A 17,017-nucleotide genomic window follows, 5' to 3' on the forward strand; every position below is an offset into this window, starting at 1 on the left:
GTTCTTTCGTACTTGCACCGGGTGTAGCCGGTCGGCAACGCTCCGCTGGTGACACCCGCGGGATGGACGGCCCCACCGGAGTTCACGACCCGTCCCGTGCTCGAGGGCACCGTCGGGATGGCCGCGGCGACGCACTGGGCGGCGGCCGCCACCGCGATGGGGGTCCTCGAACGGGGCGGGACCGCGTTCGACGCCGCGGTCGCGGCCGCGTTCGTCCTGCACGTCACGGAGCCCCACCTCAACGGGCCGGGCGGGGACATGACCGCGGTGTTCGCGACCGCCGACGACCCCACCCCCCGCGTGCTCGACGGACAGGGGCCGGCGCCGGCGGGCGCGTCGGCGGCCCGCTACCGCGCGGAGGGCCTCGACCGCGTCCCCGGCGCCGGTGCCCTGGCCGCGGCGATCCCCGGCGCGGTCGACGCGTGGTTGCTGCTGCTGCGCGACCACGGCACCTGGGAGGTCGGCGACGTCCTCGCCCCCGCGATCGGCTACGCCCGCGACGGCGTGCCCGCGGTGCCGCGCCTGGCGAGCACGGTCGCCGCCGTCGCCGATCTGTTCCGCGAGCACTGGCCGACCTCGGCCGCGCTGTGGCTGCCCGGCGGGCGACCGCCGCGGGCGGGTGAGGTGGTGCGCAACCCCGCCTGGGCGCAGTCGCTGGAACGCCTCGCGGCCGCCGCCCAGGGTCCCGACCGGGCCGCCCGCGTCGACGCGGTGCGCACCGAGTGGGCCGAGGGCTTCGTCGCCGAGGCCGTCGCGGCGTCCTGCCGCGTCCCGCACCGGCACGCGTCGGGCACCCACCACGCGGGCGTCCTCACCGTCGCGGACACCGCCGGCTATCGGGCGCGGTTCGACGACGCCGCGATCGGGACGTTCCGCGGCCACCGGATCGCGAAGACGCCCGCGTGGGGACAGGGACCGACGCTGCTCGCCGCGCTCGCGGTGCTCGACGGCTTCGGCGACGCCGACCTCGACCCGTCCACCGAGCACGGCGCCCACCTCGTCCTCGAGACCACCAAGCTCGCCCAGGCCGACCGGGAGGCGTGGTTCGGGGACGCCGTGGGGCCGCTCGACCTGGCCGACCTCCTCGATCCGGGCTACGTCGCCGCCCGCCGGGCGTTGATCGGGCCGGAGGCCTCCCGCGAGATCCGGCCCGGGTGGCTCGGCGGCCGCGAGCCGGTGCTCGCCGACCTCGCCCTGGCCGGCGACGTCGGCGTCACGGCCGACGGCACGATCGGCGAGCCCACGGTCACGCTCGCCGGCGAGACGAAGGGCGACACCTGCCACGTCGACGTCGTGGACCGCGCCGGCAACATCGTCTCGGCGACCCCGTCCGGCGGCTGGCTCCAGTCGTCGCCGGCGATCGCCGATCTCGGGTTCGCGCTCGGCACGCGGCTGCAGATGACCTGGCTCCAGGAGGGGCTGCCGTCCACGCTCACCCCGGGCCGGCGGCCCCGGACCACGCTGTCCCCCACGCTCGTGCTCGACGACGACGGACCCGTCGCGGCTCTCGGCACCCCCGGCGGCGACCAGCAGGACCAGTGGCAGCTGCTCTACCTGCTGCGCACGCTCGTCGGCGGGTACGACCCGCAGCAGGCCATCGACGCGCCCGCGCTGCACACGACGTCGTCACCCGGCTCGTTCTGGCCGCGGGGCCGGGTCCCCGGCGGCGCCGTCGTGGAGGACCGCCTGGGCGACGCCGTGATCGACGGCCTCACCCGGCGCGGGCACCGCGTCACCCGCAGCGGGCCGTGGTCGCTGGGCCGGCTCTCGGCGGTCGGCATCGACCGGGCCCGAGGGCTGCGGTGGGCCGCGGCGAACCCGCGCGGGATGCAGGGGTACGCCGTCGGGCGGTGACCACCCGGCTCTGCCAGGGTGCGGACCGTGATCCGTTCGCGACCGTCGTCGACACCTCCGGTCGTGCTCGCCGGTGGCCTGCTCACGATGGGAGTGCTGCACGGGGTGGCGCCGCAGCCGTTCGACGGGATCGTGCCGCCGTGGCTGCCGGGGTCGGCGCGGTTCTGGACCTACGCCAGCGGCGTCGCCGAGGTCGCCGTCGGGGCCGCCGTCGCCGTGCCCCGCACGCGCCGGCTCGGGGCCCTCGCCGCGGCCGCGCTGTTCGTCGCCGTGTTCCCCGCGAACGTGCAGATGGCATGGGACTGGCGGCGCCGCTCCTGGCCCTGGCGCACCGCGGCGTTCGGCCGCCTGCCGCTCCAGGCCCCGATGATCGCCCACGCCCTGCGGGTGCGGCGCGAGGCGGCGTGACCGGGCGTCAGCGGTGACCGGGCGTCAGCGGTGACCGGGCGTCAGCGGTGACCGCGCGTCAGCGGTGACCGCGGGTCAGCGCGGGTTGCCGCGCGGGCGGATCGTCGCGTGCGGCAGGGCGGGCGCCGGGAGCCGCGCGGCATCCCCGGTACGTCCGTCGCGCCCGACGTAGCCGGCGACCTCGCCGAAGCGCTCGCTGCCGGCCTCCCAGTCGGCGCGGAAGGCGACGATCTCGTCGTGGGTCCGGCCCACGAAGTTCCACCACATGACGATCTCCTCGCCGAACGGCGGGCCGCCGAGCAGGACGAGGCGAGCGGGCTCGTCCCCCTCCTCGCCGGCCGTGATCTCGAGGTGTGCCGTGCCTGCGGGGACGACCCCGAGCTCCGCCGGCTCCAGGGCCTGCCCCCGCAGCGTGACGCGGCCGCGGTCGACGAGGAGGCCGTGCTCGAAGGTGGGGTCGACGGCGAGCGTGACCCGCGCGCCGGGCGCGAGCAGCAGTTCCGCGCCGAGCAGCGGCGTCGCGGTGGCCACCGGGGACGTGACGCCGGCGAGGGTGCCGAGGAAGACGCGGGCGGTCGTGTGCTCGTCGATCTCGACCGGGGCGGGCGCGTGGTGGGCGAAGTCGCGCGGGGCGTCGCGGGCGTGCTCGGGCAGCGCGACCCAGAGCTGCACCCCGTGCAGGACGGTCGTGCCCGGCGTGCTGACCTCCGAGTGCGCGATGCCGTGCCCGCCGGTCATGAGGTTGAGCTCGCCCGGTCGCACGACGGCGTGGACGCCGTGGCTGTCGCGGTGCTCGACCTCGCCGGTGAACAGCCAGCTCACCGTCTGCAGGCCCGTGTGCGGGTGCGGCGGGACGTCCATGCCACCCGTGGCGGCGGCGTCGTCGGGGCCGTAGTGATCGACGAAGCACCACGCCCCCACCAGCGAGCGCTGCCGCTGCGGCAGCGTCCGGCGCACGGTCATCGCCCGGGGTCCGCCGAGCGGTACGGCCCGCGGCGTCAGGACCTCGACGGTCGACGCCGCGCCGCCGGGCGTGCACGCGACCTCCGCGGGAGCGATCTCGGTGTTGCTCACGTCCTCGAGTGTGCCCGCGCCCGCGCTCAACGCGGATCGATGTCCACGTCCGGTGGCGGGCCGTCGTCGCGGTCGGGGTCGTCGTCGGTGTCGGGCCCTACCGCAGCGGCCGGCGGCGGCTCCGGGTCGCCCTCGGGCGCCCGTTGCTCCTCGGGGACGGCGGCGACGAGCGCGCGCAGACCGTCGGCGTCGAGCAGGTCGGCGGGCGCGACCGTGTGGTCGTGGCGCACGTAGTGCAGCGCCGCGCGCACCCGCTCGACCGGGACGCCCGAGAGCGACGACCACGCCAGCCGGTAGGCCGCGAGCTGCACGGCGAGCGCCGGGAGCGCCTCATCGCGCGGCCGGGCGCCGGTCTTCCAGTCGACGACGGTCGCGCCGCCGTCGGTGTCGGCGAAGACCGCGTCGATGCGGCCCCGCACGAGCGTGCCCGCGACCTCGGTCTCGAACGGCACCTCGACCGCCACCGGCGTGCGGTTCGCCCACCGGCTCGCGGTGAAGCGCTCGCGCAGCTCGGCGGCGTCGGCCGCGCCCGCCGGGTCGGCGGCGGCGTCCGCGTCCTCGTCGGCGGCGCCGGGCAGCTCGTCGAACTCCAGCAGCTCGGTGGCCGAGAACCAGCGCTCGAGCCAGGCGTGGAACTCGGTGCCCCGCCGCGCCCGCGGGTCGGGCGGGCGTGGCACCGGCCGGCGCAGCCGTCGTGCCAGCGCGCCGGGGTCGGCGGCGAGGTCGACGAGCTGGCTGACCGACAGCTGCGGCGGCAGCAGGACCCGCGCGTGGCGGTCGCGCGCCGCGGCACGTTCCGCGAGCAGGACCTCGATGTCGGCGGCCCAGCCCTCGGGGTCGGGGACCTCGGTCCCGTCCTCGGTCTGGGGCTCGGGCGGCGGCGAGTCGAGACCGAGGTCGAGCTCCGGTGCGTCGGGAGCGGATGCGGCCGACGCGGTCGAGCCGGCGGACCGGCGGGCCCGCGCGGCCCGCACCAGCGCGGCGCCCTGCTCGACCGCGGCCCGGCGGTGACCCAGCGGGTCGACCGGCCACGCCGCCTGGTGGATGGCCGCCGCCATCGGGTTGGTCTCGTCCTCGGCGGGCGGCTCGGCCCAGTGGTCGACGACGCCGCAGCGCCCCCGGCCCGCGGCGGCCAGCTCGCCGACCTCGCCGAGCAGGTCCGACGGGCCGCGTGGCGTGTCACCGGTGTCGCCCCACCAGTGCCCGGACACGAGCAGACCGTGCTCGGCGCGCGTCAGCGCGACGTAGAACAGGCGGCGTTCCTCGATCAGGCGCCGGTCGTCGAAAGCGCGCTCGTGGGCGTCGAGGCGCTCCTGGATCTCCTTGCGGTCGGCCGCGCCGTCGAGATCGAGATCCGGGAGGTCGGGCCGGTCGCCGCGCAGGTGCACCGGCAGCGAGGCGACGGAGGTGAGCCACGACCCGGAGCGCTTCGAGGCGGGGAACACCTTGTCGACGACGTGCGGCAGCGCGACCAGCTCCCACTCGAGGCCCTTGGCGGCGTGCACCGTGAGGACCTGCACGCGGGTGCCGCCCGTGGCCGGGTCGGCGACGTCGACCTCGCCGGGCGTGAGGCCGTCCTCGGCGTCCTCGGCCGCGTCGAGGTAGGCGAGCAGCGCCGTGACCGTCGCCGTGCCCCCCGACGAGGCGGCGCCGGCCGCGAAGTCGGCGACGACGTCGGCGAACGCGTCGAGGTGCGCGCGGCCGGTGGGGCCGGGCCGCGCGGCGGTCTCGACGTCGAGCAGCAGCACCCGCTCGACGTCGGCGACGAGGTCGACCAGGGGCGCGGTCACCCGTCGGCGCAGCATCGCGAGCTCGTGCGCCAGGTGCTGGAGACGGTCGAAGCCCGCCGCGGAGTAGCGCGCGGCCGGGCCCGGGTCGTCCAGCGCGTCGACCAGCCCGGCGCGTTCGGCGTGCTCGCCGGGCAGTGCGGCGGCGACGGGGTCGGGGACGGCGGTGCTGACGGGGCCGTTCCCCTCGTCCGTCGCCGGCGCCGCCAGCTCGCGGGCCCGGCGCCACAGGGCGGCGAGGTCGGCGCCCCCGATGCGCCAGCGCGCGCCCGTGAGCAGCCGGACCGCGGCGCCGCCGGCCAGCGGGTCGACCACGAGCCGTAGCGCGGAGACGACGTCGCGGACCTCCGGCTCGTCGAGCAGGCCACCGAGGCCCACGACCTCGACGGGCAGGTCGCGGGCCCGCAGCGCGGCGGCGAGCCCGCTCATGTCCGCGCGGCGGCGCACGAGCACCGCGGTGGTGGGTGGCTCGGACTCGGCGTCCGCGGCCGCCCGCCAGCGGTCGGCGATCGCGTCCGCGATCCACGCCCGCTCGGTCTCGACGTCGGTGTGCAGGGCCACCCGCACGTCGCCGGCCGGGGCGCCGGGGCGTGGGCGGAGCTCGTCGACCGGCACCCCGGCGTGGCGCAGCGGCTCGGCGATGCCGTTGGCGAGGGCGAGCACCTCGGGCGGGTTGCGGAAGCTCGTCAGGAGCCCGTGGCGGGCGGCCGCCACCCACTCCCGGGTCGAGCTCCGCTGCGCTCCGTCTCCCGCGGTCTCGCCGTCGGCGTCGGCGCGCGGGAAGTCGGTGACGAACCGCGGGAGGTTGGCCGCGCTCGCCCCGCGCCAGCCGTAGATCGACTGGAACGGGTCGCCGACCGCGGTGACCGAGGTGTCGCCGTCGCCCGCGAAGAGCGAGCGCAGCATGATCCGCTGGGCGTGGCCGGTGTCCTGGTACTCGTCGAGCAGCACCGCGCGGTAGGCCAGCCGCTCGGCCTCCCCGACCTCGTCGTGGGTCTCGGCGAGGCGCGCGGCGGCGGCCATCTGGTCGGCGAAGTCGAGGCAGCGCTCGGCGCGCTTGCGCTCGGCCAGCTCCTCGACCAGCGGCAGCAGGTCCGCCCGGAACCGCTGCGCGGCGACCTTGGTGGCCAGCGCCTGCGGGAGCGCCGCCCGCTGCCCCTTGCCCGGCGGGGCGCTCTCCACGGCACGGGCGAAGCGCTCGGCGTGGTCGCGCAGCGAGCCGGCGTCGGCGAGGTGCTCGCCCAGCTCGCCGGCCAGCGACTGCACCAGCGCGGTGACGGTGGCCGGGACGCGGTCGGTGTCGAGGTCGGCGGCCCAGGTGGAGACGATGCGGTGCGCGAGCTGCCAGGACGCCGTCGGCGAGAGCAGCCGGGCGCCGGGGTCGACGGGCAGGCGCAGGCCGTGCTCGGTGAGCAGTCGACCGGCGTAGGCGTGGTAGGTCGAGATCGTCGGCTCGCCGGCGCGCGCGGCCAGCCGCCGGTCGCCGCTCGGGTCGAGCTCGTCGAGCAGCGTCGACGCGCCGAGCACCCGCAGGCGGCGGCGCACGCGGTCGGCGAGCTGACCGGCGGCCTTGCGCGTGAACGTCAGGCCGAGCACCTGCTCGGGCCGCACGAGACCGTTGGCGACCAGCCAGACGACGCGCGCGGCCATGGTCTCGGTCTTGCCCGAGCCCGCCCCGGCGGTGACCAGCGCGGGCTCCGACGGCGCGCCGATCACCGCGGCCTGCTCGTCGGTGGGACGGCGCAGGCCGAGGCGCTCGGCGAGCTCGACGGGGTCGATCAGCTCGGTGCCCGCCACGGCGATCGCGGTCACGGCACCTGCCTCCCCGAGGTGTGCACCGGGCAGGCGGTGCGGACCGGGCAGCGGTCGCAGGTGTCGTTCTCGCGGCCGACGAAGCCGGGACCCTCGGTGGCGCGGGCGGCCGTCGCCACGGCGTCGCGCCACAGCGCCAGGCCCTCGTCGTCGAGGGGCTCCTGGGCCCGTTCCTTCGCCGCTCCCCCGGCTCGCGAGAGGTAGACCAGGCGCGCCCCGCCGGGGGCGCTGCGGGCGGCGGTGCGGTCCGGCCCGGCGAGGACCTCGGCGAACGCGCCGAGCGCCGTCGCGAGCTGGTAGACGGCGAGCTGGGGGTGCAGCTGCGCGTCGGCCTTCGAGATCGGGGTCTTGCCCGTCTTGACGTCGATGATCACCGGGCGTCCGTGCGGGTCGATCTCGAGGCGGTCGACGCGGCCCCGCACCCGCACCCCGTCGGCCACCGCGACCTCGAGCTCGCGCTCGACCGCGGCCTCGGTGAGCTGCGCGCGCGTCTGCTCGCGCCAGGCGAGGAACGATCCCAGCATCCGCCGGGTGTTCGCGAGCTCCCGGCGCGAGAACCACGGCGCGCCCGCGTCGACCGAGGCCCACGCGACGTCGAGGGCCTCCTGCAGCTCGCGCTCCCCCGCGCCCTCCGCGGCGCGCTGCACGAGGGCGTGGACCAACGACCCGGTGACCGAGGCGAGCGAGTCGGTGTCGTCGCCGCCGTGGGTCTGCAGCGCCCAGCGCAGCGGGCAGGTCAGGATCGTCTCGACCGCGCTCGGGCTGACCGCGACCGGCGAGCCGGCCGGCCGCAGCGGGGCGTCGGTGGAGGGGCCGAGCAGGCCGTACCAGTCGTCGGGGTCGGACCCTGGCACGCCGGCGTCGGCGAGGCGGGCGAGCCCGTCGGCGGCGCGTTCCCGGCGCTCGGGCGTGGTGTCCGGGTCGGTGACGGCCCGGCGCAGCTCCCCGACCAGTTCGGCAAGCACCAGCGCGCGGCCGGGGCGGCTGCGCGGGCGGTGTGCCTCCGCGGGGTCGTCGGTGACGGGGCCGCCGTCGACGTCGTCGAGGAACCGCGACGGCGTGACGTCCTCCGCCTCGACGGCGCTGACGTGCGCGGCGCGCCGGGCCCGTGACAGCGCGACCGCGAACAGCCGGCGTTCCTCGGCGAGCAGGGGCGCCTGCCCGGACACCGCCGGGTCGTCCGGGACGCCGGCCAGCACGTCGACCAGCCGCTCGACCCCGAGCAGCGTGCCGCGTCGCCGCAGGTCCGGCCAGGCGCCCTCCTGGACGTTGGGGATGACGACGACGTCCCACTCGCGCCCGCGCGACGCGTGGGCGGTGAGCAGGGCGACCGCCTCGCCGTCGGGCGCGCGGGGGGCGAGCGTGTCGGCGCGGATGCGCTGGTCGTCGGCCTGGGCGACGAAGCCCGCGACCGTGCCGCCCGGCAGGTCCTCGACGTAGCGGGCGGCCCGTTCGACGAGGGCGACGACGGCGTCGAGGTCGCGGTCGGCCTGCGCGCCGGTGACGCCGCCGCGCTCGCTGGCGGCGACCCAGCGCCGTTGCAGACCGCTGCGGTCCCACACCGCCCAGAGCACGTCGGGGACCGAGGCACCGGCCCGGATGGCGTGCGCGGCCGCGGCGAGCAGCTCGCCGACGCGGGCCAGGGGCGCGGCCTCGGAGGTGCTCAGGAGCGCGAGGGGGTTCTTCGCCTCCTCCACGTGGTCGAGCAGGGCGTCGACGATGAGGGCGTCGCTCGGCGTGTCGGCCGCGCCGCCGCCGGCCTCGTGGCGCCGCAGCAGCCCGCGGCGCAGCCGCCGCACGGCCAGGGGGTCGGCACCGCCGAGCGGGGAGGCGAGCAGGGTCAGCGCGGTGTCGGCGTCGAGGCGCGGCGGGTCGGCGGCGCAGCGCAGCACCGTCAGCAGCGGGGCCACCGCGGGCAGCGCCGCGAGCGGGGTGTCGTCCGCGGGCACGGCCAGCGGGACCCCGGCCGCGAGGAGCGCCCGGCGCAGCGGCGGGAGCGAGCCCGACACCGAGCGCACGACCACCGCCATCCGCGACCACGGGACGCCGTCGGTGAGGTGGGCGCGACGCAGCCGGTCGGCGACCGCGGCGGCCTGGCGTCCGGGGGTGGCGTAGACGTCGACGGTCAGCCGGCCCGGGTCGTCCTGCTCGTCCTGCCCGTCCCCCGGTGCCGCCCGCGTCCGTCCCGGGCCGGCGCCGGGCAGGGCCGCGACGACGCGGGCGACGGCGTCGCGCAGGACCGGGCGGCTGCGGTGGTCGGTGCGCAGCACGACGGTGGCGAGCCCGCCCGGGTCGGCGTCGCGCAGCAGCGCCGGGTCGGCCCCGCGGAACCCGAGCACCGAGGAGTCGGGGTCGCCGGCGAGCACCCAGTCGTCGGCGGCCGCACCGAGCGCGCGGGCCAGCTCGACCTGCTGGGGGTCCATGTCCTGGACGTCGTCGACCACGAGGTGGCGCACCGTCGCGCGCTCGGCCTCGAGCAGCTCGGGGTCCGCGACGAAGGCGTCGAGCACCGCGGCGACGAGCTCGGCGGCGTCGAGCGGCGGCGCGCTCGCGAGGGGGTTGGCCGATCCGGCCGCTGCGCGCAGGAGCGTGACCTCCTCGTACGTGCGGTAGAAGCGGCCGGCGGCGAGCCATGCCGGCACGCCGAAGCGCTTGCCGAGGTCGGTGAGCTCCTTCGGCCCCAGCCCCCGCTCGGCGGCCCGCAACAGGAGATCGCGCACCTCGCCGGCGAAGGCGGGCGCCTCGAGGGCCGGGCGCATGCGCAGCGGCCAGCCCGAGGGCACCCCCGCCCCGGCGACCTCGCCCGCGAGCAGCTCGCGGACCATCGCGTCCTGCTGGGCGCCGGGCAGCAGGCGCGGCGGGGCCTCGCCGCGGCGCGCGGCGTGGCGGCGGAGCACGGCGAACGCGTAGGAGTGCACGCTGCGCACCAGGGGTTCGGCGGCCGCCCGAGCACTCTCGGTGCCCCCGGCGAGCGCGCGGCGACGGGCCCCGATCCGTTCGCGCAGACCCGCGGCGGCCCGCCGGTCGCCGACCAGCACGAGCGGGCGGGCGTCCGGCTCGGCGTGCAGCAGGCGCGCCACCCGCTCGGCGACCAGCGTCGTCTTGCCCGTCCCCGGACCACCCAGCACCCGGAGGAACCCGGCGTCGTGCTCGACGACCCGGCGGGCGGCCTCGTCGAGCACCAGCTCGCCCGGCACCCACGCCGCGGCGCGCCGCAGCTCCGGCGCCCGGTCGGCGCGCGTCGGGGAACTCACGCCGACCACTTCACCACGTCCCCCCGACACCGCCGTGGACCTGGGTCGCGCCTGACGCACGGGGTGTTGTCAGCCTGGCGTCCACGCTGGCGTTGGACGTCAGGAAACCACCCACGATCAGCAGTCCCGGCTGCCGTCGCGGACGGTGAACGTGCTGGACTTGTGCCGTGGACGAGGCGCGGCACGAGCGGATCCGGGCGGCGGTGGCCGCGATCCCCCTCGGCTCGGTCGCGACCTACGGCGACGTCGCCCGCGAGGTCGGCGAGGCCTCGGCACGCCTCGTCGGGCGGGTGATGAGCGAGGACGGGGCCGACCTGCCGTGGCACCGCGTGCTGCGCGCCGACGGCTCCAGTGCCCCGCAGATCCTCGATGAGCAGCACGCCCGCCTGCGCGCCGAGGGCGTCGAGATCCACGACGGCCGTGTCGTGCTCGCGAACCACCGCGTGGCGAGCGGGTGGATTTCCTGTCGTTGAGCGTCAGCGTGGACGCCAGGCTGACACCCCCGGGCCTCAGCCGCCCGACTCGACACCTCGCCGGTAGAGGTCGAGGTGCGCGGCGGCCGCCGCGTCCCAGGTGTGCGCGGCGGCGAGGGCGCGGCCGACGGTCGCGTGGGCGGGGTCGAGGTCGGGATCGGCTCCCTCGAGCACCCGCCCGATCTCCCGGGCGAATCCCGCGGGCCCGTCGGCGAAGCGGGCGGCGCCGGCGAACACCTCGCGCAGCACGGGCAGGTCGCGCGTCACCAGCGGGACCCCGGCCGCGAGGGCCTCCATCGCCGCGAGCCCGAACCCCTCCTTCGTCGACGGGAACGCGAAGACCGCCGCACCCGCCACCAGGCCGGGCAGCTCCGCGTCGTCGACCGGGCCGAGCACCACCGGCGACACGCCCAGCTCCTCGGCGCGGGCGAAGACCTCGGCGCGATACGGGCGATAGTCGAACAGCGTGTCGCCGCCCGCGATCAGCAACGGCACGCCCGGGAGCAGCGCCATCGCCTCGACCAGCTCGAGGGTCCCCTTCCGCGGCTCGATCCCGCCGACGGCGAGCACGTAGCGCCCGTACTCCGCGCGCCACGGCTCCCCGGCCCCCGAGGACGCCGCCGCCGCGAACCGGCCCGCGTCGACACCGTTCCCGATCACCGCAGGCGACCGGCCCCACCCGGACCGCACCTCGCCGGCCACGGCCTCCGACACACAGACCAGTGCCGCCGGCTCGACGATCGCGCGCTCGTGACAGGCCGCGAGCTCGGGCGTCGTGAAGCGGTCGAGGTGGTGCACGGTCCGCCAGAGGTCCGCGTAGCCGCGGGAGAGACCCACCGCGTTCGCCGTCAGGCAGTCCTGGGCGTGGACGACGTCGCACTCGCCCCCGAACGCACCCCACGCCTCGGCCAGCAGCGCGATCGAGCGCAGGATCCGGTCCCCGACCGACTCCCCCTCGATCTCCGGCACCGGCACGAGCCGCACGGTCACCGCGGCGTGCACCGGCCGGAAGAACCCCGTGTCCCCGCCGCGGGCCAGCGCCCACACCGTGACGTCGTGGCCCGCCCGGGCGAACGCCTCGGCCAGCGCGAGGGTGTGGACGACGCCGCCGCGCGGCTTGGTCGAGTAGGTCAGCAGGGCGATCTTCACGGGGTCACGGCCCGTAGGTCTCGGGTCGCCGCTCGGTCAGGTGGTGCAGGACGGCGCGCGCCGCGCCGACGGCGCCGGGCAGGTCGACCTCGGCCACGGCCAGGCCACCCTTCGACCAGGTCCGCGCCAGGATCTCCCCGCCCGGTCCGACCACCTTCGCGCGGCCGAGGAAGTGCAGCGCGCCGTTGCGTCCGCTCTGGTTCGACGACAGCCACACCACCTGGTTCTCCGCCGCCCGCGCCTGGTCGTAGAGGTCGAACAGTCGCGCCTGGCGGTCCTGGGCCATCCGCGGCGCCCGGTTCGTCAGGGACGTCGGCCAGGCCGACAGGCAGGCAATGATCTCCGCGCCGTCCACCGCGAGCGCCCGCGACGCCTCGGGGAACGTCTTGTCGTGGTCGATGAGCAGCCCCATCCGGCCCACCGGCGTGTCGAACGCCGCGAACCCGTCACCGGCCCGGAACAGCGGGGCGATCCCGGCCGGCAGGTGCACCTTGCGGTGCCGGCCGAGGATCCCGTCGCCGGACAGGCACACGGCGGCGTCGTAGCGTGCGGGCCCGGCCCCGTCGTCGGCGTCGACCTCCGGCCCCAGCTCGCAGTACCCGAGGCAGACGACCATGTCGCCGGCGATGTCGATCACCGACCGGACCTCGTCGCCGTTCGGCTCCAGCAGCGGGGGCAGGCACTCGAGGTCGGGGTGGCGCAGGTCGGTGAGGTAGCCCCCGAGCGCGCCGTCGGGCAGCGCGAGCAGCTCGACGCCCGCGTCCCGGGCGTGCGAGATGATCATCTTGATGCGGTCGAGGTCGAACCCGATGTCGCGCGTGAAGTGGGCCGCGGCGGCGGCGAGGCGGACCACCGGCGAGCCCTAGCCGGCCCGCGCCGTGACGGGCACCGGGGCGAGCTCGTAGGACGCCGGTCGCCGGTCGCGCAGGTGCCCCATGAACCGCCGGGCCGCCTCGACGGCGTCGTCGACGTCGACGGACGCGACGGCGAGTCCGGCGTCCGTGCCGGTGGTGTCGAGGACCTCCCCGCCCGGGTCGACGATCTTGGCGCTGGCGACGAGACGCATGTCGCCGAACGTCCCGGCCTGGTTCGCCGACACCCAGACGATCTGGTTCTCCAGCGCGCGGGCCCGGTCGAACAGGTCGAAGCGCCGGGTCCAGCGGTCGTCGGCGAGCACCGGCGCCTGGTTGGTGCGCGACGCAGGCCACGCCGACATGCACACGACGATCCGCGCCCCGTCCACGGCCAGTGCCCGGGCCGCCTCGGGGAACGCCTTGTCGTAGCAGATCATCATGCCGAGCCGGCCGATCGGTGTGTCGAACGCGGCGAAGCGGTCGCCCGCGGCGTACGAATTGTTCTCGTTGAGCGGCTGGTGGACCTTGCGGTGGTGCCCGAGCACGCCGTCGCCGGTCACGGCCACGCAGCTGTTGTAGGGCAGTCCGCCCGACGCCGCGTCGCCACGCTCGCAGAAGCCCGCGGTGACGACCGTGTCGCCGGCGAGGTCGATCAGCCGCCGCACCTCGGGCCCGTCGATCTCGAGCTGGGGCGGCACGTCGTCCGGATCGTCGTGCAGCGACGACAGGTAGCCCCCGAGCGCGGCTTCGGGGAGCGCGAGCAGGTCGGCCCCCGCGCTCCGGGCCCGGCCGAGCAGCGCCTCGATCGTCGCGAAGTCCTCGTCGAGGTCGCGACCGAAGCCCGCGGCCGCGGCCGCGAACGTCCTGACGGTCATGGGTGGATCCCTTCCGTGGTCCGGGCGGCGCCCAGCCCTGTCACGCCGCCCGCGACGGCCTCGGTGATCTCGCCATCGGGCCAGCGCAGCGCGACGCCGCTGCTCGCGGTCAGCTCTCCGCACACGGCGCTCGTCGCGGGGCCGGCCGTCGGAGCCGGGGCGCCGGGCGCGTCGGCGGTGAGCAGGGCGAAGCCGGGGAAGCAGGTCAGCCAGTCGGCGACGGTCGCGCCGGTCGGGCGCGGCACGGCGGCGACGTCGAGCACGGCGCCCGTGCCCGAGGCCTCGGCGAGCATGCCGAGGGTGCCGACGACGCCGGCCATCGAGACGTCCTTCGCCGCGGCCGGGCGATGCGGCGCGTCCGGGCCGATCGCGGCGACCATCGCCCGCAGCTCGGCGGGCGTGCGCGTCGACGTCGAGTCCCACTGCCGCCCGGTGTAGCCCGGACGCCACGTCCCGCCGAGGTCGGCGGTCAGCCGCACGGCCATCCCCGGGCGTCCGCCCGCGGCCGGGACCGGCGGCAGGGACGCGGAGCCTGCCGGAGCCGGACCCGTCGGGGCCGTGCGGCCCAGCGCCGTGACGGCCAGGGACGCGGGGACCTCGAGCTGCGTGTGTCCGCCGATCACCGGCACGCCGTACGCGTCGGCGGCGGCGCGCAGGCCGGTGAGCACGCGGTGCGCGAACGACGCGTCGCGCGCCCCGACGGCGTCGAGCAGGGCGGTCGGGGCGGCGCCCATGGCCGCGAGGTCGTTGACGTTGACCAGCACCCCGCACCAGCCGGCCCACTCCGGGTCGCGCTCGACCATCGCGGGCAGGATCGCGTCGCAGGCCGCGACGACGTCGGACCCCGGCACCGGCGCCCCGTCGTCCCCGACGTGCCGCCCCGTGCCGGCCAGGCCCGCGACCAGCTCTCCCAGCGGCGCCTTGGTCGCCGCGACCAGCGCCGCGAAGCGTCCGACGGGCCAGCGCATGTGCACGTGCGGGAGGCCGGCGACCGTCGTGTCGCGGACGCGCTGCCAGCCCAGGCGGCGGAAGAGCGTCTCGTTCGCGGCCTGGACGTCGGCCTCGAAGCGCAGCACGCCGGCCGCTTCCGCGCGGGCGCAGGCCGCGCGCACCAGGGCCGCACCGACCCGGACGCTCGCCCGCCGACGGGCCCGGCGGGCGACGACGAGGCGGCTGCCCGTCCACCACCCGAGGTCGGGCCGCGCCGTGTCGGCGTGGACGGGGGCGAGGCGGACGCCGCCCAGCACCTCGCCCGTCGCGTCGCGGGCGACCAGCACGATCGCCCGCGGGTCGTGGTCGTGCTCGTCGAGGTCGCCGGCCCCGCCGACACCGTCGTCGCGGAAGAGCCCCTGCTCGTCGACGAACACGGCGCGCCGCAGCGCCCGGTAGGCGACGACGTCGGGGTGCCGCGCGTCGATGGCCGGGGCCTCGGCGATGGTGACGTCGCGGGCCGGCCGGCGGGTGCGGCCGCCGAGGATCTCGTCGGCGGCGCCCATCTCGCCGAGGGAGTGGTCGTCCAGCAGGGACATCGTGCTCAGCCCCCCGCCGCGGACAGGGCCGAGCAGGCACCGCACGCGGCGCACCCCGCGGCCTGGTCGGCGCCGCGCATGCCGGCGGCCTGGAGGATCTTGGCGACGCGGGCGGTGACCTCGGCGAGCAGCTCCGGGTCCGGCGCGGGGTCGCCGTCGGCGAACGCGAGCGTGCCGGGGATCGGGCGGTAGGGCACGACGAAGGGGTAGACGCCGCGGTCGACGAGGTCGGCCGCGCCGGCGACGAGCTCGTCGGGGTCCTCGCCCAGGCCGACGATGAGGTAGGTCGACACGGCGTTCGCGCCGAAGAGCCGCACGCTCTCGTCCCAGGCGAGCCGGTACTGCGACAGCGGCACGGTGGCCTTGCCCGGCATCCAGCGCGCGCGCACGGCGTCGTCGAGCGACTCGACGTGGATGCCGATCGCGTCGGCGCCGGCGTCCTTGAGCTCCTGCAGGGCCGCCAGGTCGTCGGGGGCGGGCGGCTCGCACTGCACCTGGATCGGCAGCCCGGGCACCGCCTCCCTGATCGCGCGCACGCAACGAGCCAGGTGGCGGGCGCCGCGGTCGCGGCCGTTGGACGTGCCGGTGGTCAGCACCATCTGCCGCACGCCGTCGAGGCGCACCGCCGCCTCGGCGACCTCGGCGAGCTGCGCGGGCGTCTTCACGGCGGTGGTCGCGCCGGAGGCCAACGACTGCTCGATGGCGCAGAAGCGGCACCGGTCCTGTTCCCCGTAGCGCACGCACGTCTGCACGACCGTCGTCGCCAGCACGTCGTCGCCGTGGAGGCGTGCGAGCTTCTCGTAGGGGACGCCGTCGGCGGTGGTGAGGTCGTAGAAGGCGGGGCGCGCGACGGTGTCGACGGCGACGCCCAGGTCGGTGATCCCGCCGTCCGGACCGGTGCGCACGAGGCGCCCGTCGCGCAGCCGGTACGGGCTCGCCGGGTTGATCGGGATCGTGGTCCTGCGGCCGTCGACGAGCACGTGGCCGTCGGCGGAGGGGCCGGCGCCGCCGGGGCGACGCAGGGGGATCGTCGCGCCCAGGTCGGTGGTGTTCTTCGCCGTGTCGGGGAGGTCGAGCGCGACGCCGCGGACGGCCACTTCGGAACGGGCGGACAACCCGAGATCGGTGTCGGACGACATCAACGGACCTCCTGTGCTCTCGACGCGGGGCGACACGGGCGCGGTGCGAGGAACACGTCCCGCACCGCGCCGCGCGCGTCAGAGCTGGTAGGTCGAGTTGATGATCGCGCCCTTGCGGGCGTAGTAGATGAGCGCGTCCTGGACGTCGAGCGGGTGCGTCGGGATGACGCCCTCGATGAGGTCCTCCTCGCGCGCGCCGTGCAGCGACAGGCCGAAGCGGCAGCAGTAGACCTTGCCGCCCTCGCTCATGAACGTCTTGAGCTGGTCGTTGATGTTGTGCTCACCGGGGAACGCCGAGGTGCCGGTGGTGGGGAAACCGCGCGTGGCCAGGCAGTTCAGCGAGCCGGGCCCGTAGAAGTACATCGCGGACTCGAAGCCCTTGCGCAGCGCGCGCGTGGCCTGGAGGACGGCGACGAAGCTGACCGACGACTCGTGCGCGATGCCGTGGACCAGCGTGAAGTAGGTCTCGCCGCCCTCGGCCTGGAGGTCGGGGAAGACCTTCGTCCCGCCGTAGATGCTCGAGCCCTCGGGCAGCGAGGGGTGCGGGATCTCCTCGAGGCTCTTCTTCTCGACGTCGGAGAGCTCGGTGCTCGTCATGCTGTGCTCCTCGCGGGATGCTGTGTGCGGCGGTGCCCGCGATCGACGGGCAGCCCTGGGAAGGAGAGTTCGGGGACGGCGGGGTCCTCGCCGACCCCGGATGCGGGACCGTGCGTTCCGGTTCCTCGCTGCGACTCAGCACACCAACCGGCGATTTCCGAAGTGTTTCCTCGTGACTACGAGGCCGAGTCGTCCTCCGCGATGTGTTTCAG

12 protein-coding genes are annotated in these 17,017 nt (G+C 76.9%); 3 read left to right on the forward strand and 9 right to left on the reverse strand.

Translation table 11 applies throughout. The features are described 5' to 3' along the window. The first annotated feature begins 117 nt into the window (after positions 1-117). Positions 118-1,854, forward strand: a complete 1,737-nt coding sequence (locus ACR9E3_RS12520) for a gamma-glutamyltransferase family protein (RefSeq protein ID WP_460380736.1) — start codon at positions 118-120, stop codon at positions 1,852-1,854. Between the two features lie 87 nt (positions 1,855-1,941). After that, on the forward strand, positions 1,942-2,262 hold the full coding sequence (locus ACR9E3_RS12525) for a DoxX family protein (protein ID WP_460380737.1): 321 nt from the start codon (positions 1,942-1,944) through the stop codon (positions 2,260-2,262). 75 nt (positions 2,263-2,337) lie between these two features. Here ACR9E3_RS12525 and ACR9E3_RS12530 read toward each other — a convergent pair whose 3' ends face one another. Genes ACR9E3_RS12530 through ACR9E3_RS12540 form a run of 3 tightly spaced genes read right to left on the reverse strand, consistent with a single transcriptional unit; the run spans position 2,338 to position 10,189 of the window. Next, positions 2,338-3,336 (reverse strand): pirin family protein, encoded by a 999-nt coding sequence (locus ACR9E3_RS12530; RefSeq protein ID WP_460380607.1) that lies wholly within the window; start codon positions 3,334-3,336, stop codon positions 2,338-2,340. A 26-nt stretch (positions 3,337-3,362) separates the two neighbouring features. Next, complete coding sequence (locus ACR9E3_RS12535; RefSeq protein WP_460380608.1) at positions 3,363-6,935, reverse strand: ATP-dependent helicase; 3,573 nt, start codon at positions 6,933-6,935, stop codon at positions 3,363-3,365. Beyond that, positions 6,932-10,189, reverse strand: coding sequence for an ATP-dependent helicase (locus ACR9E3_RS12540; RefSeq protein ID WP_460380609.1), 3,258 nt, complete (start codon positions 10,187-10,189; stop codon positions 6,932-6,934). Before ACR9E3_RS12540 ends, ACR9E3_RS12535 begins: the two co-directional genes overlap by 4 nt. A gap of 167 nt (positions 10,190-10,356) precedes the next feature. On the opposite strand from ACR9E3_RS12540, the gene ACR9E3_RS12545 reads away from it, so the two are divergent. After that, entirely contained in the window at positions 10,357-10,662 is a 306-nt protein-coding gene (locus ACR9E3_RS12545) for an MGMT family protein (RefSeq protein ID WP_460380610.1), read from the forward strand. Between the two features lie 36 nt (positions 10,663-10,698). Here the strand turns inward: ACR9E3_RS12545 and ACR9E3_RS12550 are convergent, their stop codons facing one another. The 6 genes from ACR9E3_RS12550 to ACR9E3_RS12575 form a co-directional block, all read right to left on the reverse strand. Next, complete coding sequence (locus ACR9E3_RS12550) at positions 10,699-11,811, reverse strand: MSMEG_0565 family glycosyltransferase (RefSeq protein WP_460380611.1); 1,113 nt, start codon at positions 11,809-11,811, stop codon at positions 10,699-10,701. A 4-nt stretch (positions 11,812-11,815) separates the two neighbouring features. Then, positions 11,816-12,664, reverse strand: coding sequence for a carbon-nitrogen hydrolase family protein (locus ACR9E3_RS12555; RefSeq protein WP_460380612.1), 849 nt, complete (start codon positions 12,662-12,664; stop codon positions 11,816-11,818). Positions 12,665-12,673: 9 nt separating this feature from the next. Continuing rightward, a complete protein-coding gene (locus ACR9E3_RS12560) occupies positions 12,674-13,540 on the reverse strand; it encodes a carbon-nitrogen hydrolase family protein (protein WP_460380613.1) in 867 nt (288 codons plus the stop codon). Next, a complete protein-coding gene (locus ACR9E3_RS12565; RefSeq protein WP_460380614.1) occupies positions 13,537-15,069 on the reverse strand; it encodes an MSMEG_0567/sll0787 family protein in 1,533 nt (510 codons plus the stop codon). Before ACR9E3_RS12565 ends, ACR9E3_RS12560 begins: the two co-directional genes overlap by 4 nt. A 5-nt stretch (positions 15,070-15,074) precedes the next feature. After that, entirely contained in the window at positions 15,075-16,208 is a 1,134-nt protein-coding gene (locus ACR9E3_RS12570; RefSeq protein ID WP_460380615.1) for an MSMEG_0568 family radical SAM protein, read from the reverse strand. Between the two features lie 78 nt (positions 16,209-16,286). Then, positions 16,287-16,805: an MSMEG_0572/Sll0783 family nitrogen starvation response protein gene (locus tag ACR9E3_RS12575; protein ID WP_285655105.1), complete on the reverse strand. Its 519-nt coding sequence runs from the start codon at positions 16,803-16,805 to the stop codon at positions 16,287-16,289. Between the last annotated feature and the right edge of the window lie 212 nt (positions 16,806-17,017).

The organism is Actinomycetospora sp. C-140 (assembly GCF_054796175.1).